The 23,103-nt window shown below is 41.6% G+C and carries 20 protein-coding genes and 1 pseudogene; 16 read left to right on the top strand and 5 right to left on the bottom strand.

Annotation, left to right across the window (positions count from 1 at the left end):
* Nucleotides 1-135 precede the first annotated feature (135 nt).
* From OCV88_RS11510 to OCV88_RS11470, 9 genes are all read left to right on the top strand, one after another.
* Nucleotides 136-360 (top strand): FeoA family protein, encoded by a 225-nt coding sequence (locus OCV88_RS11510; protein WP_158425613.1) that lies wholly within the window; start codon nucleotides 136-138, stop codon nucleotides 358-360.
* A 1-nt stretch (nucleotide 361) separates the two neighbouring features.
* A complete protein-coding gene (locus OCV88_RS11505) occupies nucleotides 362-583 on the top strand; it encodes a FeoA family protein (protein WP_158425612.1) in 222 nt (73 codons plus the stop codon).
* An 83-nt stretch (nucleotides 584-666) separates the two neighbouring features.
* Nucleotides 667-2,811 (top strand): ferrous iron transport protein B, encoded by a 2,145-nt coding sequence (feoB, locus tag OCV88_RS11500; protein WP_158425611.1) that lies wholly within the window; start codon nucleotides 667-669, stop codon nucleotides 2,809-2,811.
* Nucleotides 2,812-2,833: 22 nt separating this feature from the next.
* Nucleotides 2,834-2,974 (top strand): FeoB-associated Cys-rich membrane protein, encoded by a 141-nt coding sequence (locus OCV88_RS11495; protein ID WP_158425610.1) that lies wholly within the window; start codon nucleotides 2,834-2,836, stop codon nucleotides 2,972-2,974.
* A 2-nt stretch (nucleotides 2,975-2,976) separates the two neighbouring features.
* Nucleotides 2,977-3,246, top strand: a complete 270-nt coding sequence (locus tag OCV88_RS11490; protein ID WP_158425609.1) for a Fur family transcriptional regulator — start codon at nucleotides 2,977-2,979, stop codon at nucleotides 3,244-3,246.
* A 252-nt stretch (nucleotides 3,247-3,498) separates the two neighbouring features.
* Nucleotides 3,499-5,544: a DHH family phosphoesterase gene (locus tag OCV88_RS11485; protein ID WP_158425608.1), complete on the top strand. Its 2,046-nt coding sequence runs from the start codon at nucleotides 3,499-3,501 to the stop codon at nucleotides 5,542-5,544.
* The gene (gene rplI, locus OCV88_RS11480) at nucleotides 5,544-5,990 is read left to right on the top strand and encodes a 50S ribosomal protein L9 (RefSeq protein ID WP_158425607.1); all 447 of its coding nucleotides are present in this window, start codon (nucleotides 5,544-5,546) and stop codon (nucleotides 5,988-5,990) included. Before OCV88_RS11485 ends, rplI begins: the two co-directional genes overlap by 1 nt.
* 4 nt (nucleotides 5,991-5,994) lie before the next feature.
* A complete protein-coding gene (dnaB, locus tag OCV88_RS11475; RefSeq protein ID WP_158425606.1) occupies nucleotides 5,995-7,329 on the top strand; it encodes a replicative DNA helicase in 1,335 nt (444 codons plus the stop codon).
* A gap of 15 nt (nucleotides 7,330-7,344) precedes the next feature.
* Entirely contained in the window at nucleotides 7,345-7,722 is a 378-nt protein-coding gene (locus OCV88_RS11470; RefSeq protein WP_158425605.1) for a metal-dependent transcriptional regulator, read from the top strand.
* 105 nt (nucleotides 7,723-7,827) lie between these two features.
* Here OCV88_RS11470 and feoB (OCV88_RS11465) read toward each other — a convergent pair.
* Nucleotides 7,828-10,067 (bottom strand): annotated as a pseudogene (gene feoB, locus OCV88_RS11465) (ferrous iron transport protein B).
* 448 nt (nucleotides 10,068-10,515) lie between these two features.
* Here feoB (OCV88_RS11465) and OCV88_RS11455 point away from each other — a divergent pair.
* The 5 genes from OCV88_RS11455 to OCV88_RS11435 all read left to right on the top strand — a co-directional run bounded on the left by OCV88_RS11455 (nucleotide 10,516) and on the right by OCV88_RS11435 (nucleotide 14,832).
* Nucleotides 10,516-11,025, top strand: a complete 510-nt coding sequence (locus OCV88_RS11455) for a hypothetical protein (RefSeq protein WP_158425604.1) — start codon at nucleotides 10,516-10,518, stop codon at nucleotides 11,023-11,025.
* Nucleotides 11,026-11,439: 414 nt separating this feature from the next.
* Nucleotides 11,440-12,774 carry an NADP-specific glutamate dehydrogenase gene (gene gdhA / locus OCV88_RS11450; RefSeq protein ID WP_158425603.1) on the top strand — a complete coding sequence of 445 codons (1,335 nt, stop codon included), beginning with the start codon at nucleotides 11,440-11,442 and terminating at the stop codon, nucleotides 12,772-12,774.
* A gap of 114 nt (nucleotides 12,775-12,888) precedes the next feature.
* A complete protein-coding gene (locus OCV88_RS11445; RefSeq protein WP_158425602.1) occupies nucleotides 12,889-14,058 on the top strand; it encodes a cation diffusion facilitator family transporter in 1,170 nt (389 codons plus the stop codon).
* 148 nt (nucleotides 14,059-14,206) lie between these two features.
* Entirely contained in the window at nucleotides 14,207-14,464 is a 258-nt protein-coding gene (locus OCV88_RS11440) for an HPr family phosphocarrier protein (protein ID WP_158425601.1), read from the top strand.
* Nucleotides 14,465-14,478: 14 nt separating this feature from the next.
* Nucleotides 14,479-14,832, top strand: a complete 354-nt coding sequence (locus tag OCV88_RS11435) for a DUF3783 domain-containing protein (protein WP_262591220.1) — start codon at nucleotides 14,479-14,481, stop codon at nucleotides 14,830-14,832.
* 184 nt (nucleotides 14,833-15,016) lie between these two features.
* Here the strand turns inward: OCV88_RS11435 and OCV88_RS11430 are convergent, their stop codons facing one another.
* The 4 genes from OCV88_RS11430 to murC all read right to left on the bottom strand — a co-directional run bounded on the left by OCV88_RS11430 (nucleotide 15,017) and on the right by murC (nucleotide 20,086).
* Complete coding sequence (locus OCV88_RS11430) at nucleotides 15,017-16,204, bottom strand: ribose-phosphate pyrophosphokinase (RefSeq protein ID WP_158425599.1); 1,188 nt, start codon at nucleotides 16,202-16,204, stop codon at nucleotides 15,017-15,019.
* 165 nt (nucleotides 16,205-16,369) lie between these two features.
* Complete coding sequence (locus OCV88_RS11425) at nucleotides 16,370-17,353, bottom strand: ATP-binding protein (RefSeq protein ID WP_158425598.1); 984 nt, start codon at nucleotides 17,351-17,353, stop codon at nucleotides 16,370-16,372.
* Between the two features lie 11 nt (nucleotides 17,354-17,364).
* Entirely contained in the window at nucleotides 17,365-18,414 is a 1,050-nt protein-coding gene (locus OCV88_RS11420) for a DnaD domain protein (protein ID WP_158425597.1), read from the bottom strand.
* 295 nt (nucleotides 18,415-18,709) lie between these two features.
* Nucleotides 18,710-20,086, bottom strand: a complete 1,377-nt coding sequence (murC, locus tag OCV88_RS11415; protein WP_158425596.1) for a UDP-N-acetylmuramate--L-alanine ligase — start codon at nucleotides 20,084-20,086, stop codon at nucleotides 18,710-18,712.
* A gap of 602 nt (nucleotides 20,087-20,688) precedes the next feature.
* Between murC and OCV88_RS11410 the strand changes: the two genes are divergently transcribed.
* Both OCV88_RS11410 and glgD read left to right on the top strand, forming a co-directional pair.
* Complete coding sequence (locus OCV88_RS11410; protein ID WP_158425595.1) at nucleotides 20,689-21,960, top strand: glucose-1-phosphate adenylyltransferase; 1,272 nt, start codon at nucleotides 20,689-20,691, stop codon at nucleotides 21,958-21,960.
* Entirely contained in the window at nucleotides 21,960-23,078 is a 1,119-nt protein-coding gene (gene glgD / locus OCV88_RS11405) for a glucose-1-phosphate adenylyltransferase subunit GlgD (protein ID WP_158425594.1), read from the top strand. Before OCV88_RS11410 ends, glgD begins: the two co-directional genes overlap by 1 nt.
* The last annotated feature ends 25 nt before the right edge of the window (nucleotides 23,079-23,103 follow it).

The raw sequence follows: 23,103 nt of genomic DNA, 5'->3' as shown, positions 1-23,103 counted from the left end.
GCGTAAAAACACATTTTATTCTTAAATAATTGAAAAAAAGTTTCAATAAGGAAGAAAATGGTTGACATGTGGGTTAGATGATGCTAACCTTTGGGTGTTAGAAAGAACTAACCTAAAATACAGATAGGAGATGTTATGATGCCGTTGACCTTTGTAAAACCGGGAGAAAAGACAACAATCAAAAAAGTGGGAGGAAAAGAAGAAACAAGAAAATTTCTTGAGACCCTGGGATTTGTGACCGGAGGATTTGTGACAGTAGTGAATCAGATCAATGGGAACGTGATTGTTAATGTAAAAGAATCGCGGGTTGCAATCAGCAAAGAAATGGCAGGTAAGATCATGGTTCAGATGGAGGATTAAGATGAAAACGTTAAAAGACATAAAGCCAAACGAAACGGCTTCCGTTGTAAAGCTTCATGGGGAAGGAGCAGTTAAGAGACGGATTATGGACATGGGAATTACAAAAGGCTGCCAGGTGTTTGTACGGAAAGTAGCACCGCTGGGAGACCCCATTGAAGTAACAGTAAGGGGATACGAATTATCCATCCGGAAAGCGGATGCAGAGATGATAGAAATATCATAAAAAGAAAAATAGCAGGGACTATTTTTTTTACATAGCGGTTAGCAGGGACTAATCAGGAACAAGAAATGCAGGAGGAAATGAAAATGTCAATAAAGATTGCACTCGCCGGCAATCCAAACTGTGGTAAAACCACACTGTTTAACGGATTGACGGGAGCAAATCAGTTTGTAGGAAACTGGCCGGGCGTAACGGTAGAGAAAAAAGAAGGAAAATTAAAAAATCATAAGGATGTAATTATTACAGACCTTCCAGGTATATATTCTCTTTCACCATATACGCTGGAGGAAGTTGTAGCAAGAAAATATTTATTAGAGGAAAAACCGGATGTTATTTTAAATATCATTGACGGAACCAATCTGGAGAGGAATCTGTATCTTACCACCCAGCTGGTAGAACTTGGAATCCCGGTAGTTCTTGCCGTAAACATGATGGATATTGTAAGCAAAAACGGCGATGATATTAACCTGAAAAAATTGTCGGAAAAAATCGGATGCGAGGCAGTTGCCATCTCCGCGTTAAAGGGCGACGGAATTATGGAAGCAGCTAAAAGAGCAGTAGCTCTTGCCAGCAAAAAAGCAGCAGTTCCGGTTCACTCTTTTTCAGATGAAGTGGAAATTTATCTGAAAGATATTGAGAATAAGCTGGGGGCTGATATTCCTCAGGAGCAGAAACGTTTCTTTGCTATTAAATTATTTGAAAGAGACGATAAAATTAAGGCAGAAATGAAATCTGCACCAAATGTAGAGTCAATTATCACAGAGGCAGAAGGCGCGCTGGATGATGATTCCGAGAGTATCATCACAAACGAACGTTATGTATATATTGCATCAATGATCGACAGCTGCTATAAGAAATCCAGCAGAGGGAAAGAGACACTTTCTGATAAAATTGATAAGGTGGTTACCAACAGAATCCTGGCGCTGCCAATATTTGCAGGAATTATGTTTCTGGTATATTTCCTTTCCGTAACAACTGTTGGCGCGACGCTGACTGACTGGGTAAATGATGTAGCCTTTGGCGAAAATGGAATCCCGATGTTTTTAACTACGTTCCTCACAAATGTGCATTGTGCAGAATGGCTGATGGATCTGATTGTAAATGGTATTGTAGCCGGTGTAGGTGCGGTGCTTGGTTTCGTACCTCAGATGCTTGTACTGTTTATCTGCCTGGCATTTTTAGAGGCGTGCGGTTATATGGCCCGTGTTGCATTTATTATGGACCGTATTTTCCGTAAATTCGGACTTTCCGGAAAATCATTTATTCCAATGCTGATTGGTACCGGCTGCGGCGTTCCCGGAGTTATGGCTTCTAGAACAATTGAAAGTGACAGAGACCGTAAGATGACAATTATGACAACTACCTTTATTCCATGCGGAGCAAAACTGCCGATCATCGCTTTGATTGCCGGTGCTTTGTTTAATGATGCATGGTGGGTAGCTCCAAGTGCATATTTTGTAGGTATTGCAGCAATTGTATGCTCTGGTATAATACTTAAAAAGACGAAACCTTTTGCAGGAGAACCGGCGCCGTTTGTTATGGAGCTTCCGGCTTACCACATGCCTACGGTTGGAAATGTTCTGCGCAGCATGTGGGAACGCGGCTGGTCCTTTATTAAAAAAGCCGGCACAATTATTTTACTTTCCACAATCTTTATCTGGTTTACCTCCAACTATGGTATGGTGGACGGACACTTTGGAAGAGTCGATGAGCTGAGTGAGGGAAGTATTCTCTGCGGAATTGGTACAGCAATTGCATGGATCTTCAAACCTCTCGGATGGGGCGAATGGAGAATGTCCGTGGCAGCTATCACCGGTCTGGTAGCGAAGGAAAATGTAGTAGGAACACTTGGAATACTCTTTGGTGTGGCAGAAGTTTCGGAAAATGGAGCTGAGATCTGGGGAACTCTTCAGGCAAGCATGACATCAGTAGCAGCATATTCCTTCCTGGTATTTAATCTTCTTTGTGCTCCATGCTTTGCAGCAATGGGAGCTATCAAACGGGAGATGAATAATCACAAATGGTTCTGGGCGGCAATTGGATATCAGTGCCTGCTGGCTTATGTGGCATCCTTGTGTATCTTCCAGCTTGGAACATTCTTCACAACAGGCGTATTTTCTGTAGGAACTGTTGTTGCAATTGTAATTGTAATCATCTTCCTGTATTTGCTGCTTCGTCCGTATCGTGAGAATAAGTCTTATGTGGTTGGAACAAAAATGATGAAAGCATAGTTTATAGAAAAGAGGTAATTTCATGGCAGCTACAATTATTGTCGCTCTGCTTGTTGTGGGAGCAGTGATACTGGCCGTTAGGTCGTTAATCAAAGATAAAAAGAGCGGGAAGTCCTGCAGCGGGTGCAGTGGGAATTGTGCGGGCTGTCATAAGGAGAGCTGAACATGAGCAGACAGGACTATGTACTGCAGGAATTAAAGAAACATGGAAAACGGATTACCGGTCAGCGGAAAATAATTCTCGAAATAATTTTGCAGCAGGACTGGGAAAACTGTAAAGATATCTACTATGAAGCAATTAAAAAGGACAGTAGTATCGGAATCGCCACGGTATACCGTATGCTGGATACTCTGGAGGAAATCGGTATTCTCGAAAAACGATGCAGTTACTGCGTCAGACAAGAGAAATTTGTAAACTGTCAGGAGGCAAAATAGTAGTATGATATTAGGCGCCGGGACCAGCGGCTGTCCCTGTAAACCGGGTAATTACCGGGGGTACAGGAATAGCCGGGGTTTCGGCGTTTTTGCATACTCACGTGCTGTGACATAAAAATAATTTAGAAAGACCGCGCTGCCGCGGACAGGAATAAGCTGCCGGGGCTTTTTTCAAAACAGGTATTGTGTTATAATAACATAATCGGTGTATTTATACCCTGATGCCTAGTTAGTATTGAGAAGGAGAAATTTATGGGATCGGAGATTAAATTAAAAGGAAAATTGAAAGCCTATATATTAACACCATTAATGCTGACGTTTTTATTTCTGGCGATGGATATCTGGATGTATTTCCTGAATATTAAGGCCGGAGTGTTTGGAACTGTTTGTGTGGGAGTATATTTTGTGATTGTTTTGGCGGCGTATCAGTATCACAAACCTGTTATATTAAATGAATTAATTGACTTTGCAACACAATATGGAACTGTTCAGAAACGTCTGCTTAATGAGTTTGAAATTCCTTATGGACTGCTGGATTCTAATGGGCGAATCCTCTGGATGAATAAAGAATTTTCAAGGATTACCGGAAAAGAAAAACGTTACAATAAATCCATCGCGTCTATTTTTCCTGAAATGACCAGAGAACAGCTTTTAAAAAGCGATGAGCAGGAGTTTGAAGTTCCTTTCGAACAGCAGATATACAGGGCATCTCTGAAAAAAATATATTTTACGGAAATGATGCGTGAGAAGGGGCTGGTAGATACAGAAGATAAGCAGCAGTATCTGATGGTTGTATATTTATATGATGAGACAAAACTCAACCGGTACAGGAAAGAGATTCAGGATGTGCAGCTGGTTGCGGGGCTGGTCTATATCGACAATTTTGAAGAGGTAATGGAGAAAGTCGAAGAGGTAAAACAGTCATTGCTGCTGGCACTGGTAGATCGTAAAATAAATAAGTATTTTTCGGAAGTGGATGCTCTAATTAAGAAAACAGAAAAAGACAAATATTTTGTTGTATTTAAACAGCAGTATCTTGGAAAATTGGAAGAAGATAAATACAGTATTCTGGAAGAAGTAAAGACGGTCAAGGTCGGAAATGAAATGGCAGTGACTTTGAGTATTGGTATTGGAAGCGGCTGTAAGGAATATATGCAGAACTATGAACATGCCAGAACATCTATTGATCTGGCATTGGGCAGGGGCGGCGATCAGGTAGTCAGAAAAACAGAGAATAATGTTTATTATTATGGAGGCAACAGCCGCCAGGTAGAGAAAAATACCCGGGTAAAGGCTCGTGTGAAGTCTCTGGCATTGCGGGAAATTATGATGAGCCGTGATAAATTTTTTGTTATGGGGCATTGTATTGCGGATATAGATTCCTTTGGAGCGGCCATTGGTATTTATTGTGCGGGGCGTCAGCTGGGAAAAAAAGTCCAGATTGTGCTAAATGAGGTGACTACATCTCTGCGTCCGGTAAAAGAAGGATTTTCGGTGGAAAACGGATATCCGGAGGATATGTTTATCAGCAGTAAAGAGGCTATTGAGAATTATGATTACCATACGGCAGTGGTGGTGGTAGATACGAACCGGCCAAATTATACAGAGTGTCCCCAGCTTCTGAATAAATCCAAAACGATTGTTGTTTTCGACCACCACCGCCAGGGAAAAGATGTTATTAAAAACGCGGTTCTTTCTTATATAGAGCCATATGCATCTTCCACCTGCGAGATGATTGCAGAAGTACTGCAGTATTTTGATGAGGATATTAAACTGTCGACCAGAGAAGCAGATAGTATTTATGCAGGTATTTTAATTGATACCAATAATTTTATGACTAAGACAGGTGTACGTACTTTTGAGGCAGCAGCCTATTTGAAGCGCTGCGGTGCAGAGGTTACACGGGTGAGGAAAATGCTTCGGAATGATATGAATGCCTATAAGGCCAGAGCGGAGGCTGTGCGCCATGCTCAGGTATACCGGGGACAGTTTGCCATCAGTGTCTGCCCGGCAGACGACATAGAAAGTCCAACTGTAGCGTGTGCCCAGGCAGCCAATGAGCTGCTGAACATAATAGGAATCCGGGCCTCTTTTGTACTGACTGAATACCAGGGAAAAATATATATCAGTTCCAGGTCTATAGATGAAATAAATGTTCAGAGAATTATGGAGAGGCTGGGAGGCGGCGGTCATATGAACACGGCCGGTGCCCAGCTTACCAACTGTACCATGGAGGAAGCCTGCGAAACCATTCAGGACACTCTGGATGAAATGATGAAAGAAGGAGACATAAAATAATGAAAGTAATTTTATTACAGGATGTAAAATCACTGGGGAAAAAAGGTGAAATTGTTACTGTAAGCGATGGCTATGCAAGGAATATGATTCTGCCTAAGAAGCTTGGTTTGGAGGCTACCGGAAAAAATCTTAATGATCTAAAACTTCAAAATCAGCATGCAGAAAAGGTGGCGCAGGAACAGTACGAGGCAGCTTTAGAGCTTGCGGATCACATCAAAGATAAGATTGTGGAAGTTAAAATTAAATCCGGGGAAGGCGGCCGTACATTTGGCTCGGTATCCACAAAAGAAATTTCAGCGGCAGTAAAGCAGCAGCTGGATTTGGAACTAGATAAAAAGAAAATGATTCTTTCTGAACCCATAAAGAGCCTTGGAATGGTTGAGGTGCCGGTTAAGCTGCATCCAAAAGTTACGGGAACGCTGCGGGTAAAAGTTACAGAGGCATAATAAAATGGAAGAGACACTGTTAAACAGAATGATGCCAAACAGCAAAGAAGCAGAAGGGGCCGTTATTGGTTCTATGATATTGAACCGGGATGCCATTGTTACTGTTTCGGAAATGCTGACAAAAGGTGATTTCTATTACAGCCAGTATGGAATTTTATTTGAGACCATAGTGGAGCTTTATAATGAAGGAGCTCCAGTGGATCTGATTACACTGCAGAATCGCCTGAAAGAAAAAAATGTTCCTCCGGAGATCAGCAGCCTGGAGTATGTAAAGGATCTGTATGAAACAAATCCTGTTTCAGCCAATATAAAACATTATGGGAAAATAGTGTCCGAGAAAGCGGTTCTGCGCAGATTAATTAAAGCAGCAGAGACCATAGAGAACGATTGCTATCAAGAACAAGAAGGGCTGGATTCTATTCTGGAAGAAACGGAAAAGAATATATTTGGACTGCTTCAGAATCGTTCCAATGATGATTATGTGCCAATTCGAAAAGTTGTTATGAATGCGCTGGACCGGATTGAGGCGGCGTCAAAAACACAGGGTAATGTTACCGGTATTCCCACTGGATTTAACAGTCTGGATTATAAGCTGTCCGGATTGCAGCCCTCTGATATGGTACTGGTTGCCGCGAGACCTTCTATGGGAAAAACTGCTTTTGTGCTGAATATCGCACAGCATGTTACCCTAAAGGAGCATATGGCTACGGCCATCTTCAGTCTGGAAATGTCAAAGGAACAGCTGGTAAACCGACTGTTTGCTCTTCAGGCGCCTATGGATGCTCAGGTTTTAAGGAGCGGTAATCTGGCGGATTCCGATTGGTCAAAACTGATGGAGGCCGCGGGACAAATTGCGGCATCCCCGCTGATTATTGATGACACTCCGGGTATTTCCATTTCGGAACTGCGCAGTAAGTGCAGAAAGTATAAGCTGGAACATGATCTAAAACTGGTAATTATTGATTACCTTCAGTTAATGTCCGGAAGTGGAAAAAGCGATTCCAGACAGCAGGAAATCTCGGATATTTCTAGATCTTTAAAGCAGCTGGCCAGGGAGCTGTCCGTACCGGTGGTTGCATTATCCCAGCTGAGCCGCCAGGTGGAACAGCGTCCGGAACACCGTCCCATGCTTTCTGATTTAAGGGAGTCTGGTGCAATTGAACAGGATGCCGATGTAGTTATGTTTATTTATCGTGACGATTATTATAATAAGGATTCTGAAAAAAAGGGAATTGCGGAAATCATTATAGCAAAGCAGAGAAATGGTCCTATTGGAACTGTTGAACTGGCTTGGCTGCCCGAATTTACCCGGTTTGAAGATCCGATTCAATATGAATAGCAGGAGGAGGCAACTATGGAGATACATGAATCTGCAGAAGACTATCTGGAATGTATATTAAAGCTGAGTAAAGAAAAACCGGTTGTAAGGTCCATTGACATAGCGGTGGAAATGAATTATTCAAAGCCCAGTATCAGTGTGGCTATGAAAAACCTCCGGACAAACGGATATATTAATGTTGATAAAAGCGGTTTTATTACATTGACAGATATGGGGAAGGAGATTGCGGAGGCCATCTATGAAAGGCATCTTCTGATCAGTGAATGGCTGGTATGGCTGGGGGTAGATCAGGAGACTGCGGCAAAAGACGCCTGCAGAATTGAACATGATTTAAGCCCGGAAAGTTATGAAGCCTTAAAGAAACATGTGCTGACTGAAATAAAGAATGGTTAATATCTGTCCTGTGGACATAAGAAAATGCCTGTTCCTTGAACCGCTCCTGACAGCCAGAGTCTGCTCTGGCTGTCAGGAGCGGTTCTATTTGGAACAGGCATTTTTTTATCCCAATATAATGCGCATAATCTGATATGCAAGAAAGGAGGCTGCCCAGGCGGTACCGCACTGGAGAACAACTACACCCGCTGCCTGCTTTACGGAGCCCATTTCTCTGCGGATTGCCGCAATTGCTGCTACACACGGGGTATAAAGCAGAGTAAATACAAGAAAACTTACGGCGGAGGCGGGAGAAAATATCTGGCTTAAGGTCGCGGTTACTCCGGATGCGGTGGACCCGGATAATACACTGATGGTGCTGACAACTGCTTCCTTGGCGGTAAAGCCGCTTACAAGTGCAGTGGCGGCTCTCCAGTCGCCAAATCCCAGGGGGGCAAAGATAGGGGCGATCAGCTGTCCAATCAGGGCCAGAAGGCTGTCATGGGCATTTGTAACCACATTCAATCTGGCATCAAAAGACTGCAGAAACCAGATGATGATGGTTGCAAGAAAAATTACGGTAAAGGCTCTGGAAAGAAAATCCTTTGCCTTTTCCCACATAAGCAGAAGGACACTTTTTAAGGACGGCAGACGGTAATTGGGAAGCTCCATTACAAAGGGAATGGGTTTTCCTTTAAAAGCTGTCTTCTTAAAAATAAGTGCAATTAGAATACCAGCAGCGATACCGGTTACATACAGTGCCAGCATTACAATGGCGCCATGATCCGGAAAGAATGCTGCCGTAAAAAAGGAATATATCGTAATTTTGGCAGAGCAGCTGATAAATGGTGTCAGCATAATGGTCATTTTCCTGTCCCGTTCAGAGGAAAGGGTCCGGCTGGCCATAACGGCAGGTACCGTGCATCCAAATCCAATAAGCATAGGAACGAAACTTCTTCCGGACAGGCCTATTTTCCGGAGCAGTTTATCCATAACGAAAGCAATTCGGGCCATATATCCTGAATCTTCCAGAAAGGATAAAAAGAAGAAAAGAACAATAATAATAGGAATAAAGCTCAGTACGCTTCCAACTCCTGTGAAAATACCGTCAATTACCAGACTGTGTACCACCGGGTTTATTCCATAGACCGTAAGCGCATGGTCTGTAAGGGCGGATAAAGAATCTATGCCGAAGCTTAAAAGATCGCTGAGAGCGGCTCCTATCACTCCGAAGGTCAGCCAGAAGATAATCAGCATAATTCCAAGAAAAACGGGGATTGCAAGAATACGGTGTGTCAGCAGTTTGTCAATTTTAACGCTGCGGCGGTGTTCTTTGCTCTCCTGGCATTTGATAACTGTCTGGCGGCAGATATCTTCTATGAAGGCGTATCTCATATCTGCCAGCGCCGCATTACGGTCCATCTTGTGTTCGTTTTCCATCTGGGCGACGCTGTGTTCAATTAGTTCTAGCTCATTTGGATCCAGCCGAAGCTTCTGAACCATTTCGTGATCGTTTTCAATTAATTTTGTTACAGCAAAGCGCAGAGGGATACCAGCATTTTCTGCGTGGTCTTCTATCTGCAGGGCGATGGAGTGGATGCAGCGGTGAATAGGACCGGGAGCGCAAAAGTCAGTAATGGCGGGCAGTGTCTTTTTACGCGCAGTTTCCAGTGCTGTGTGGATTAACTCATCTACCCCTTCGTTTTTGCTGGCAGCAATAGGAATTACAGGAATACCCAGTTTTGCAGAAAGCTGTTCTGTGTCAATGGAACCGCCGTTACTGCGTACTTCGTCCATCATATTTAATGCAAGAACCATGGGAATCTGCATTTCTATTAACTGCAGTGTCAGATATAAATTTCGTTCAATATTGGTAGCATCTACAATATTTATGATTCCGTCGGGTTTTTCGTTGAGGATAAAATCCCGGGTAACAATCTCCTCGCTGGTATAAGGGCGGAGAGAGTATATTCCGGGCAGATCAACGATGGAACAGTCCTTGTGAGAACGAATGGTGCCGGTTTTCTGATCTACAGTGACACCGGGAAAGTTGCCCACATGCTGATTGGAACCTGTCAGCTGATTGAAGAAAGTGGTTTTACCACAGTTTTGGTTTCCTGCTAAAGCAAAAATCATGGCTTTTCCTCCGTGGAAATAATAATTTTTTCCGCATCTTCTTTTCTCAGGGTCAGCTCATAGCCCCGGAGGTGGATTTCAATTGGATCCCCAAGAGGTGCAGCTTTTTGCATAGTAACAGCAGTTTTTGGAATAAGTCCCATATCAAGAAAACGGCATCTGAGAGATCCTTCTCCTCCGACGCGGATAATTCGTGCTGTGCTTCCGATTGGAAGTTCATTTAATGTCATAATAATCTCCCGTCATAATGTAATGGCTGATCTGATTTACAGAAATCCGAAAGCCGTAGAAAATAGATAAAAGGGCGGATTTCTGCTTTTGATAGGCTATAAGTTAGGATATAATAACTGATAAAAAATGTCAATAACAGCAGGAGAAGCCTTTTGGGGAATAGAGATTATGTAAACAGTAAAACAGGAAGCTGGAAGAAATTTCAAATAAAGTTATCTGGTAGAGGAAATAAAAGGAAACCATATATATAGTGTTTTTGTGAAAAATATAAGAATTGAATCAGAAACGGAAGGAAATAAAAACGTCCTTTGGTAGATTTACATAAAATTGAAAAAAATGTAATTTTTTGTACACTTATGACGAATTTTCGTATATACTAGATATAGTAGTTAACAAATATTATTCTACAAGTCGGAAAAAATTATGTACAGCAGTTTGGAGTAAAAAGTGGATTCAGATTATAACATAGATTATGAGCCAAAAGGACGGTACTATAAGTTTGAAACGGGTGCTAAAGGTTCCGTTGTATTAAAGCCGGTTAAGGTTCCTGCTCATGTTCTGGCAGAACGAAAAGAGCAGTTTCGAAAAAAAGAAATACAGCGGAATGTAGTAAAAAATCGTGAACGTGCGGCGTCCATGAATATAGGCTTTATTTTTTTTATGACTATCGCACTGGGAATCTGTGGATTTGTCTGTTATATCTATATTTCCCTTCAGGGAGAAGTGGCTTCCCAGATGACGGAGGTTGCGGCGTTAGAGCAGCAGTTAGAAGAGTCTGTATCAGACAATGACGCTTACGAGAAAAGAATAGATGCCAGTCAGAATTTAAAGGAAATAAAAGAAAAAGCAGATAGGGAGCTTGGCATGACGGCAGCAGACCCGGGACAAATTAAATATTATTCTGTGGCCAGTGAAGATTATATGCTTCAGTATCAGGATATAGAGGAAACAGATTAGAGCAGAGATGATGAGCAGGTGTCATTTCTGCTCTTTTGCTTTAGGGAGGGAAAGAGGAGCTTTTGGGCTGTAAAAACACTTGAGTAATCACGAATAATAAAGTTGGTACTTTTTGAGTAAGAAAGTAAATAAAAATAATTATATAGAACTTATTGAGTAATAAAAATAATTATTTAGTTCTAGACAAAGTGCAAAAAATAGTAGAAAAAATTAGTGAGGATTATGTTATAAGCACAAAAATACAAAAAAAGTGTGAAATCAGAGAAAAAAAGATTGCACATTTGGAAACAAAATACTAAAATAGATATCGACAAGTTAACGTAATAAATTATGCCGCTGATGCGGCCCGCCGCAGGCGGAGAATTCTGCATATGCGGGATTCTTTTAAAGAATAAGATAAAGGAGATTTGAAACATGGGTTACATTGATGAAGTACTTGCTAAAGTGAAAGAAAAAAATGCAGCTGAACCTGAATTTCTCCAGGCAGTAGAAGAGGTTCTGGAGTCCATTCGTCCCGTTGTGGAAGCGAATGAGGAAAAATACCGCAAAGAGGCGATTCTGGAGCGTATTACAAATCCGGACAGACAGCTGATCTTCAGAGTGCCATGGGTGGATGATAATGGCCAGGTACAGGTGAACACCGGTTACAGAGTACAGTTTAACAATGCCATTGGACCATATAAAGGAGGGCTTCGTCTTCACCCGTCTGTATATCTTGGAATCATTAAATTCCTTGGTTTTGAGCAGATTTTCAAAAACTCTTTAACAGGACTTCCTATTGGCGGCGGTAAAGGCGGTGCAGATTTTGATCCAAAAGGAAAATCTGATCGTGAAGTAATGGCATTCTGCCAGAGCTTTATGACTGAACTGTGCAAATACATTGGAGCTGATGTGGATGTTCCGGCTGGTGATATTGGTACCGGTGCCCGGGAAATCGGATATATGTTTGGCCAGTATAAAAGAATTAAAGGTATGTATGAAGGGGTTCTGACAGGAAAAGGGCTTACATACGGAGGCTCTCTGGCGCGTACAGAAGCAACAGGATATGGTCTGCTGTATATTGTAGAGGAACTGATGAAATGCAAAGGCCAGGAGATGGCAGGCAAAACAGTGGCAGTTTCCGGTGCCGGCAACGTGGCAATTTACGCAATACAGAAGGCACAGCAGCTGGGTGCAAAAGCAGTAACTTGTTCTGATTCTACCGGGTGGATTTACGATCCGGAAGGAATTGATGTGGCTTTATTAAAAGAAATAAAAGAAGTAAAGCGCGCACGTCTGACAGAATATGCAGATGCAAGACCCAGTGCAGAATATCATGAGGGCCGCGGCGTGTGGTCTGTAAAATGTGATATTGCGCTGCCATGTGCAACACAGAATGAACTGCTTTTAGATGACGCTAAGGCTCTTGCAGCCAACGGATGTATTGCAGTAGCAGAAGGCGCAAATATGCCAACGACTATGGATGCAACGAAATACCTGCAGGATCAGGGAATATGGTTTATCCCCGGTAAAGCCTCAAATGCAGGCGGGGTGGCAACATCGGCGCTTGAGATGTCACAGAACAGCGAGAGACTCAGCTGGACATTTGAAGAGGTAGATGCTAAATTAAATCAGATTATGGTAAACATTTACCACAATATTGATGATGCTGCAAAGCGTTATGGAAAAGAAAATGATTATGTAGCAGGCGCTAATATTGCAGGCTTTGAGAAAGTTGTAGAAGCCATGATTGCCCAGGGAGTCTGCTAATAGTTTACAGTTTGGATAAAACGGCCGCACCGCCTGTGAGACGGTGCGGTCTTCTTTGCATGTGGGGAAGGACAGCATTGACTGTTGAGTCTGAAGAAAAGGGAGAAAAGATTTATGATTAAACTACTGGCAAAGATATTTCTTAAACGCCAGGAGGCAGGGAGCGCCGGGGAGCGGGAAGCATATGGTATTCTGTGCGGACTTGTAGGAATTTGCCTGAACTTGCTGTTGTCTGCAGGGAAATTTCTGGCAGGAACTTTAAGCGGTTCCATTGCTATTACGGCAGATGCCTTTAATAACCTGTCGGATGCAGGTTCATCCCTGGTAACTATGGTTGGATTTAAGCTGGCCGGGGCCAAACCGGACTCGAAACACCCCTTTGGGCATGGGCGTATTGAGTATGTTTCCGGGCTTATCGTATCTGCGATTATTCTGCTTATGGCATTTGAACTGCTGAAAACATCTGTAGAAAAAATAATTCATCCGGAAGAGGTAGATTTCAGCTTTGCAGCGATTTTAATACTGGCCGTGTCTATACTGGTAAAATTATATATGGCGTTTTATAATCGGCGGATTGGAGAACGAATACGTTCTGCCGCTATGAGAGCAACTTCCGTGGACAGCTTCAGTGATGCGGCAGCTACCGGAGTGGTTCTTGTTTCTGCCATTGTATCAAAAACAGCAGGAATCGGGATTGACGGCTGGTGCGGTGCCGCTGTCAGCATATTTATTTTTTATGCAGGTATCAGTGCGGCCAGGGAAACGCTGAATCCGCTGCTGGGGCAGCCGCCGGAACCGGAGTTTGTAGAGGAGATTGAGCGGATCGTGATGGAGTATAAAGAAATCAGGGGGATTCATGATCTGATTGTTCATGATTATGGGCCCGGAAGGGTAATGGTTTCACTTCACGCAGAGGTTTCTGCCCAGGGAGACATTTTAATTCTGCATGATGTGATAGATAATGCAGAACAAAAAATTAGGGAAAAAATGAAATGTGAGGCAGTGATTCATATGGACCCGGTAATAACCCGGGACCCTGTGGCTTTAAAATTAAAGCAGCAGGTGTACGAGCTGGTCCGTCAGATTGATGAAAAAATGTCTATACATGATTTTAGAGTTGTTGCAGGTCCTACTCATACAAATCTGATCTTTGATGTAGTTGTTCCGTTCCGCTATCGAATGTCGGATGAAGAGGTGGAAAAGATTATAGAAATAAAAGTAAAAGAGCAGATGGGAACGGAATATACCACAGTGATACAAGTTGACAAATCATATACAGGTTAATTGGCAGTATTATTTGACTATAAAAATGCATAATAAAAAAACAAAAAAAATATTTCCTTCGTTGAAAATAACAGTTTTGTTTAAAGATGCTTGTAAAAAGTATATTTTCGGTCTATAGTAACAAGCAGTAATAGTTGGAGGTAATGCTATGCTTAAAGAAAGAATTGTCGCTGCTGATATTATAAAACAATATGAAAATCCCATTGGTGAGCTGGTTCAGGTTGCATGTCGGTTTTCAAGTGATATTAATCTTTTAAATGGCAGTAAAAAGATTAATGCAAAAAGTATTATGGGAATCATGGCATTTCAATTGTGCAAAGGAATGGAAGTCGACATTGAGGCCAGCGGAGAGGACGAAACGGACGCGGTAAAAGCAATGTCAGATTTTTTGAAGTGCCAAAGATGACCCGGGCGGTTTTAATGTATAATCTGGATTCTGAAAAGGGAAGAAAGATAAAGATGATCTGTTTAAAGATGAAATTAAGGATCATAATGGTTTCTTCCGGACAGTATCTAGAGCCCATTGGCAGTCTGGCTGGGGTGTCTGGAATAGAGCCGGCGGGTACAGTATATGAAGGAAACGGCTTTGGGGATGAGATGCTTGTATTTAAAGGGTTTGATAATGGAACATTGGACCGGTTTCTGAGAGAGTTAAAGGCCAGTGGTGCCGGGAAAGTCTCATTAAAAGCAATCTTAACACCGGATAATGTAGTCTGGTCTTCTTTAGAACTGTATGAAGAGTTAAAAAAAGAACACGAAGCATTAAATTCATGATGCTTCGTGTTCTTTTTTTGCTCTATAGGATATACCGTGTTGTGATAAAGCTGAAAAGCACCGATTCCTATAGAGCAAAAAAACGCTCCGCTGTGGATCGCACTGCGGCAGAGTGAAATCATGTTGCTTGCGCAACCCGCCGCAGGCGGAGAATCCTGCCGTGGCAGGATTCTTTTGTACATTCTTAAGATAGATCACCGTTATTTGCAATATATTTGGATACCAGACGCTGGATTTTCTCGTATGGATCCAGTAAATCACTGATGGAAGTGTCGTGATTTAAGGTATCTATGATATAAGCAATATATTTGCCCATATCACAGTTAATGTAGTATGGTTTGCTTAAAAGCTCAGGTGTCTGATATGTAAGATTTGTAGTAACAATACGGTAAATAGTACCGTCTTCTACTGCTTTGTCAAATTTTGCAAGGCCGTTGGTAAATAAACCGAAGGTTGCCACAACGAAAATTCTGTTGGCTTTTCTCTTTTTCAGCTCAGTTGCTACATCAATCATGCTGTCTCCGGAAGAGATCATATCATCCACAATAATGATGTCTTTGCCTTCTACAGAGGAACCTAAAAATTCATGTGCTACAATGGGGTTGCGTCCGTCTACAATGCGGCTGTAATCCCGTCGTTTGTAAAACATACCCATATCAATACCAAGAACGTTTGCCAGATATACAGCGCGGTTAGTTCCCCCCTCATCCGGGCTTACAATCATCATATGGTTGTTGTCTAACTGCAGGTCGGGTTCAGAATATAGAATGCTCTTAATAAACTGGTAAGATGCGTTAACTGTTTCAAAACCGTTTAAAGGTATGGAATTCTGCACCCGGGGATCATGAGCATCAAAGGTAATAATGTTATCTACGCCCATAGAAATTAATTCCTGAAGAGCAAGGGCGCAGTCTAAGGATTCTCTAGAAGTACGTCTGTGCTGGCGGCTTTCGTACAGGAAAGGCATAATAACTGTAATTCTTCTGGCTTTTCCGGCAACGGCAGCGATCATACGTTTCAAATCCTGATAGTGATCGTCCGGGGACATGTGGTTAACCATGCCGCATAATTTATAGGTCAAGTTGTAATTGGTAACATCTACTAAAATAAATAAGTCATAACCGCGGACAGACTCGTTTAATGTACCTTTAGCTTCGCCGGTACCAAAACGGGGGCAGTTCCCTTTGATTAAATAGGAATCTCTTGTATACCCTGTAAAAGTTATATCTCCCTCATGTTCATGTTCGCGTACGCGTCTCCATTTTACAAGATACTTATCAACTTCTTCGCCGATAGAACGGCAGCTTTCTAATGGCAGTAAACCTAAAGCTCCCGCAGGGATCGTCTGTAAATTTCTTCCGTCATCTTGCATTGAAAAGTTCCTCCATCATCTTTTCTTTTGGTTATATATTATTGGCTTCATACCTCAAAACGAAGTCGGTTAAATTTGCAACGTATGCATTATAGCATTCCGTAAGTTGCATTACAAGAAAAAAATCGCCTTTTACCTGAAAGTAAAACTGTAAAACGGCAGGTTCTAGTCGGAAAGTTTCTTTAAAATCCGGATATCATCTCCGAAAAGCTTTAATAATACAAAGTGGCTTGTGATTCTGGATGCAATTCTTTCTGAATAGATTCCAGCAATATCATTTAAAGCCAGATTTGTTGATATAATCGTGGATTTATGTCTTAATATTCTTTCGTTGAGGCATTGGAAAAACTGCGAAATTGTAAAGGAATTGGGAACCTCTGTTCCAAGGTCATCAATAATCAGCAGATCGCAGTTAAAAATATTCTGGTAGTCGCCGGCAGTTTCCGGAGATTTTCCAAATACATTTTTTGCTAAAATATCAAATAACTGAAAGGCGGAAAAGTAAATAACAGAATGGCCGCTGTCTAAAAGCTCTTTTGCGATGCAGTTTGTTAAAAAAGTTTTCCCGGTGCCGGTATTTCCATATAATAACAGGTTAGGGTGCGTCTGATCAAATTCGCTGATAAATGCTTTGCTTTTAGCCGCTGCATGACGGGCCAGCTCCAGGGAAGAGACCTGGCTTTCCGGATCTATCAGGTTTTCCGGGTAATACTGAAATGTATATGTATTGAAATTTTCCCGTTTCAAAATCGTCCGCAGATTTGATTGCTTATAAACATAGTCAACTTCAGCCTGACGGAAACAGTGGCATTTCTTTCCGTTTATATATCCGGTATCTTTACAGTCCGGACAATGATACTGTGGTTCTAGATCCTGTGGTTGATAGCCCAGCTCCTGTAAAATATGTTCCTTTTGGAGTGCCAGTTTTTGTATGGACTCTGTAAGACCGATAAGGGAGGCTGTATTTCCGTTAATAAAGTTTTTAGCCTGGGAAACGCTGATAGATGCAATTTCCTCATCAATCCGGGCCAGCTTCGGAGCTTTTTGGTAAAGTTCATTTTTCAGCTTTTTTGAGGCCTCATGGGCCTTTAATTGTCTGTGGTTATATTGACGCATTATTTCGTCATATTGAGCATTTGTTAAAGACATTAGACAGCTCCTTAACGTATAGATTTCTCAAGCAGTTTTCGGGAGAGCTGATCGTAATCATAGTCCCGCTGCTGAAAATTATTAAATTTGTTGTTTTTGGCTGTGTTTCCGGTAATTTTAATACGGTTGGACGCAGTTTTGGCCGCTTTGCTTTTTTGAAAAGCTTCATCCGCATTTTTAATATCTTCTATAGTATGAACGCCGGCCTGATGCCAGTTGCTAAGAATGGAATCTGCATATTCAAAGCTGGGTTCGTGTATCTTTTGGATTGTGCGCCGGCATGCTTCTGAAATAATCTCTCTGGAAAAACCATAGCTGCCTGTCCATTTTTTCAGTAAATTCATTTCAGAAGGAACTAGATTGCGTCCCCGGATGCCAAAAGCTTTCATTACCATATAGTAAGTCTCGTTATTACTGCTTACGAGGCGTTTGGCTTCTTCTGGTGTTTTAATATTCTCAGAGGCCCAGTCTTCAGCGACTCTTTGCATATAGTGAAGGCTGGAGTGTCCCTTGGCAATACAGTTTTCTACCAGAAATTCAATTAATTCCGGAGAAAAAGAAAGCTGATCGTACCATGAAAATATAAAATTCAAATCGCTCTGATTCATAGTACGGCCAAGGTAGGTTTCGGTGAGAAAAATAAGCTCCCGTATTTCCTCACGCTGGCAGAAGGCCTTCATCCCGTCGGCAGTAAGATCTGTCTTTGGGGCGGTATTTTCACTGCCTGATGATGCCGGACGGGGGAGTGTGTCTGTGCTTTCCGGCTGGCTGGGCAGCAGACAAATACCGGAAAGATGATTTTCTCCATCGTATTCCAGTTTTAAAAGCTGTACTTTTTCCCAGTATTTTAGTGCCCGGCGGATGTCTTTTTCCGTGTGATCAAAATGGTCAGCCAGTTTAGACAGCGAAAAATTGCAGCCAGGCTGATTGATACAGCGCAGAAGATATAAATAAATTTTAACATACTCGCCGTTAGCCGTGGTCATATAGTCGTCAATAAACTTGTTTGGGACATAGGTTGCAGTGTCGGACAAGCTGTTGTACAGTGTAATATTTGCCATAAAACTCTCTCTCTTTCACCCAATAAAACTGGTTCACATTATAGCATAACTAAAATAAAATGAGAAGCTATAAAACCTCGTTTCAACTCTTTAAAAAGTATGGATAAACAGAGTGTGGAAAATGTGGATAATGTGGAAAATTGACAATAAAATATAGTAGAAACCTGGAATGTTTTAAGAAAACGCCGCATACATTAGGATATAAACAGGCTTGTCCAAACATGAATAAGGTAAAAAAGTATCCACATAAAATATCGCATCTGTACACGATAATTATGTGGATAATGTGGATAACTTACAGTCCCAGAAGGCTTTCGCCGATTTTATATACATCTCCGGCACCCATAGTTATCAACAGATCGTTGTTCATAGAATTTTCTAATAAAAAGTTTTCTATTTCATCAAAGCTTGGAAAATAATGGCATTCTGTACCTGCGGCCAAAACAGCGGCAGCCAGATCTCTGGAAGAAATTCCCAGTGTATCGGTTTCCCTTGCGGCATAAATATCAGCCAGTACAACAATGTCGGCCAGGGCCAGAGCATCTGCAAATTCATGAAAGAATGCTTTGGTACGGGTGTATGTGTGAGGCTGAAAAACACATATAATCCGGTCGTGAGCTACATTTTTTGCGGAAGATAAGGTGGCTTTAATCTCGGTTGGATGGTGTGCATAGTCATCTATGACGGTGACACTGCCAAGTTTTCCTTTAAATTCAAAACGTCTGGCGGCACCCCCAAAGGATTTTAGCCCCAAAATGATTCTATCCGGTTTGATGCCGGCCTCAAGGGCGCAGGCAAATGCAGACAGAGCGTTTGAAACGTTATGTTCGCCGGGAACCTGAATCTGAACAGGATATGTGTTTTGGCTGTGGTTTACAGTAAATGAGGCGCAGCCATGATTATTGTAAGTAATATCCGAAGCAAAATAATCTTCTGTACCGGACAGGCCAAAGGTTATAACCCGGCAGGAAAGATCCGTAGTAATTTCCGAATAATCCGGAATACCGCTGTTTATAAATACAATTCCGTTCTCTGCGGTATTTGCGGCAAACTGCCGGAAAGAGTGACGGATCTCCTGAATATCTTTGAAAAAGTCCAGATGATCTTCTTCTATATTTAATATGATGTTGTATTTTGGATAAAAGTTTAAAAAACTGTTTGTGTATTCGCAGGCTTCCGTTAAAAAGATATCGGAACTTCCCACTCTGATATTCCCGCCAATTGATGAAAGCATACCGCCTACAGAGATAGTGGGATCTGCCTCTGCAGTGAGCAGAATTTCTGTAAGCATTGAAGTTGTTGTGGTTTTACCGTGGGTACCGCAGACGGCGATAGAGTTATGGTAATGTTTCATAATCTGACCAAGGAGCTCGGCACGGGTCAGCATGGGAATCTCCTGTTTCACTGCCTGTGCAAATTCCGGATTATCTTCATGGATGGCCGCTGTATAAACAACGAGATCTGTATCATCTGAAATATTTGCCGCCCGTTGTCCGATATAGATTCGTGCCCCCTGTAAAGCCAGCAGTTTGGTAAGATGAGACTCTCTTGCATCAGAACCGGAAACTGTGAATTTTTCTTTTAATAATATTTCGGCAAGGCCGCTCATGCTGATGCCGCCGATACCAATAAAATGAATGTGGATTGGTGAGTTGAAATTTATTTCATACATAAAAATACCTGCCTGTTATAGATTTAGATGAAAAGTATTTGACGATTCTGTAGTTATCGTATTAGCGATAAGTACTTAAGAATCTGGCAAAAAATCAAATGTCTGTTTCATAGCGCTTGATTTTTTACTGAAAAGTAAAAGCACTCCAGAATCCAGCTGCAAAAGCAGCTGCCGTGCCTAAAGGCACTCAAAGATTCTGTCGTTATCATATCAACAAAAAATCAAATGTCTGTTCCACAGCCGCTTGATTTTTTACTGAAAAGTAAAAGCACTCCAGAATCCAGCTGCAAAAGCAGCTGCCGTGCCTAAAGACACTCAAAGATTCTGTCGTTATCATATCAACAAAAAATCAAATGTCTGTTCCACAGCCGCTTGATTTTTTACTGATATGATATATTATACCATAAATTTATGATTTGAAAATAAAATAATATACAGTATGTGGAAGGGAGGATTCGTTGTAAAAATATAGTGAAATTGTATGAAATGTCAAAAAAATACAAAAAAAATGAAAATTATTGGTAAAAATGTGTACGATTTATGAAAGTTGTGTTATAATATTTATGAGATTTTTTAATGAAAAGAAACAAGAGGTGAACAATATGATCCGTAAGGAAATGATAGCTATGCTTCTGGCCGGGGGACAGGGAAGCAGATTGGGGGTACTTACATCAAAAGTTGCAAAGCCGGCAGTTGCTTTTGGTGGTAAATATAGAATTATTGATTTCCCATTGAGCAATTGTATTAATTCCGGAATTGATACGGTGGGAGTATTAACACAGTATCAGCCGTTACGGTTAAATACACATATTGGAATAGGAATTCCCTGGGATTTAGATCGTAATCATGGAGGCGTTACCATACTTCAGCCCTATGAGAAGAGTGAATGCAGTGAGTGGTATTCTGGTACTGCAAATGCCATTTATCAGAATATGAACTATATTGATAGCTATGATCCGGAATATGTGCTGATTCTTTCGGGTGACCATATTTATAAGATGGATTATGAGGTGATGCTGGATTTCCATAAAGAAAATAAGGCGGATGTCACCCTTGCTGTTATGCCGGTTCCCATGGAGGAAGCCAGCCGTTTTGGTATTGTGGTGACAGATGAGGAGAAACGGATCAGGGAATTTGAGGAAAAGCCTGCCAATCCAAGCAGTAATCTTGCTTCCATGGGTATTTATATTTTTACATGGAAGGTTTTAAGAGAAGCTCTGATCGCCATGGCAGATGTGGAGGACTGTGATTTCGGAAAGCATATTATTCCGTATTGTCATGGAAAGGGCGATCGTATATTTGCATATGAATATAATGGTTACTGGAAAGATGTAGGTACATTGGGGTCCTATTGGGAATCCAATATGGAATTAATTGATCTGATACCAGAGTTTAATCTTTACGAAGAGTATTGGAAGATTTATACCCGTACAGAAGTAAATGCACCTCAGTATATTGCAGCCGGGGCAAAGGTGGAGCGTTGTATCCTTGGGGAGGGAACAGAGATATACGGAGAAGTTAAAAACTCTGTGATCGGCTCTAATGTTACTATTGGAAAAGGCTGTGTGGTTCATGACTCTATTATTATGGGGGATACCAAGATCGGGGATCATACAATGATAGATAAAGCTATTATAGCGGAGAATTGTAAGATTGGTTCCGGCTGTGAACTTGGCATTGGAGAAGAGAAGCCAAATAAATTAAAAGAATCCGTATATTCCTTTGGCCTGGTGACCATCGGGGAGGATTCTGTTGTGCCGCCCAATGTAAAGATCGGAAAGAATACAGCCATTGCCGGTGTAACAGAACCGGAGGATTATCCCGGAGGATTACTAGACGGCGGAGAATATATTATTAAGGCAGGTGGCAGATAATGAAAGCTCTTGGAATTATTTTAGCAGGCGGCAATAACAATAAAATGCAGGAATTATCAAATAAACGTGCGATTTCGGCTATGCCTGTAGGAGGAAGTTACCGCTGTATAGATTTTTCCCTCAGTAATATGAGCAACTCGCGTATTCAGAGAGTAGCGGTGCTGACCCAGTACAATTCGCGGTCTTTGAATGAGCATTTAAGCTCTTCTAAATGGTGGGATTTTGGACGTAAACAGGGCGGCTTATATGTCTTTACGCCTACATTGACAGCAGATAATGGCTTCTGGTATCGGGGGACGGCAGATGCTATTTATCAGAATATTGATTTTCTGAAACGCAGCCATGAGCCATATGTCATAATTGCAGGGGGAGATTGTGTATATAAAATAGATTATAATAAAGTTCTGGATTTTCATATTGAAAAGAAGGCGGATATTACCATTGTATGCAAGGACATGCCGGTAGGAACAGATGTCAGCCGGTTTGGCGTGGTCCGTATGAATGAAGAATCCAGAATTGTGGAATTTGAGGAAAAGCCTATGGTTGCCAACTCCAATACGATTTCCACAGGTATATACATACTGAGAAGACGGCAGCTCATTGAAATGCTGGAGAAATGTGCGGAAGAAGAACGCTTTGATTTTGTAAATGATATTTTAATTCGTTACAAGAACATGAAGCGTATTTATGGATACAAAATGGACAGCTACTGGAGCAACATTGCTACGGTTGACGACTATTACAGAACCAATATGGATTTTCTGGATCCTAAGGTACGCAGCTTCTTCTTTAAACAGGAACCAGCAGTTTATTCGAAAATTGATGATCTTGCACCAGCGAAATACAATATCGGCGCGGATGTACACAACAGTTTAGTTGCAAGCGGCTGTATTGTGAATGGTACTGTTGAGAATTCTGTCTTATTCAAACAGGTATTTGTGGGAAAAAACTGTGTGATTAAAAATTCCATTATACTGAATGACGTATATATTGGTGATAATACACATATTGAGAACTGTATTGTGGAGAGCCATGATACTATTCATGCTAACACCTATCTGAGTGGGGAAGACAGCGTTAAAATTGTACACGAGCGAAATGAAAGATACATAATGTAAGAATGATCCGCGGCGGGGATTGGCC

This window comes from Brotonthovivens ammoniilytica, from assembly GCF_025566885.1.
Taxonomy (GTDB): domain Bacteria; phylum Bacillota; class Clostridia; order Lachnospirales; family Lachnospiraceae; genus Brotonthovivens; species Brotonthovivens ammoniilytica.
The sequence above is the reverse complement of the archived record's forward strand: the minus strand, read 5'-3'. Positions and strand labels throughout refer to the sequence as shown.

Coding starts and splice junctions, on each gene's coding strand:
- OCV88_RS11440 (WP_158425601.1), top strand. CDS start 14,207: ATGCTTAAAGAAAGAATTGTCGCTGCTGATATTATAAAACAATATGAA.
- OCV88_RS11485 (WP_158425608.1), top strand. CDS start 3,499: ATGGGATCGGAGATTAAATTAAAAGGAAAATTGAAAGCCTATATATTA.
- OCV88_RS11445 (WP_158425602.1), top strand. CDS start 12,889: ATGATTAAACTACTGGCAAAGATATTTCTTAAACGCCAGGAGGCAGGG.
- OCV88_RS11505 (WP_158425612.1), top strand. CDS start 362: ATGAAAACGTTAAAAGACATAAAGCCAAACGAAACGGCTTCCGTTGTA.
- OCV88_RS11430 (WP_158425599.1), bottom strand. CDS start 16,204: ATGCAAGATGACGGAAGAAATTTACAGACGATCCCTGCGGGAGCTTTA.
- murC (WP_158425596.1), bottom strand. CDS start 20,086: ATGTATGAAATAAATTTCAACTCACCAATCCACATTCATTTTATTGGT.
- OCV88_RS11435 (WP_262591220.1), top strand. CDS start 14,479: ATGTATAATCTGGATTCTGAAAAGGGAAGAAAGATAAAGATGATCTGT.
- OCV88_RS11410 (WP_158425595.1), top strand. CDS start 20,689: ATGATCCGTAAGGAAATGATAGCTATGCTTCTGGCCGGGGGACAGGGA.
- OCV88_RS11425 (WP_158425598.1), bottom strand. CDS start 17,353: ATGTCTTTAACAAATGCTCAATATGACGAAATAATGCGTCAATATAAC.
- rplI (WP_158425607.1), top strand. CDS start 5,544: ATGAAAGTAATTTTATTACAGGATGTAAAATCACTGGGGAAAAAAGGT.
- OCV88_RS11510 (WP_158425613.1), top strand. CDS start 136: ATGATGCCGTTGACCTTTGTAAAACCGGGAGAAAAGACAACAATCAAA.
- gdhA (WP_158425603.1), top strand. CDS start 11,440: ATGGGTTACATTGATGAAGTACTTGCTAAAGTGAAAGAAAAAAATGCA.
- glgD (WP_158425594.1), top strand. CDS start 21,960: ATGAAAGCTCTTGGAATTATTTTAGCAGGCGGCAATAACAATAAAATG.
- OCV88_RS11420 (WP_158425597.1), bottom strand. CDS start 18,414: ATGGCAAATATTACACTGTACAACAGCTTGTCCGACACTGCAACCTAT.
- dnaB (WP_158425606.1), top strand. CDS start 5,995: ATGGAAGAGACACTGTTAAACAGAATGATGCCAAACAGCAAAGAAGCA.
- feoB (WP_158425611.1), top strand. CDS start 667: ATGTCAATAAAGATTGCACTCGCCGGCAATCCAAACTGTGGTAAAACC.
- OCV88_RS11490 (WP_158425609.1), top strand. CDS start 2,977: ATGAGCAGACAGGACTATGTACTGCAGGAATTAAAGAAACATGGAAAA.
- OCV88_RS11470 (WP_158425605.1), top strand. CDS start 7,345: ATGGAGATACATGAATCTGCAGAAGACTATCTGGAATGTATATTAAAG.
- OCV88_RS11495 (WP_158425610.1), top strand. CDS start 2,834: ATGGCAGCTACAATTATTGTCGCTCTGCTTGTTGTGGGAGCAGTGATA.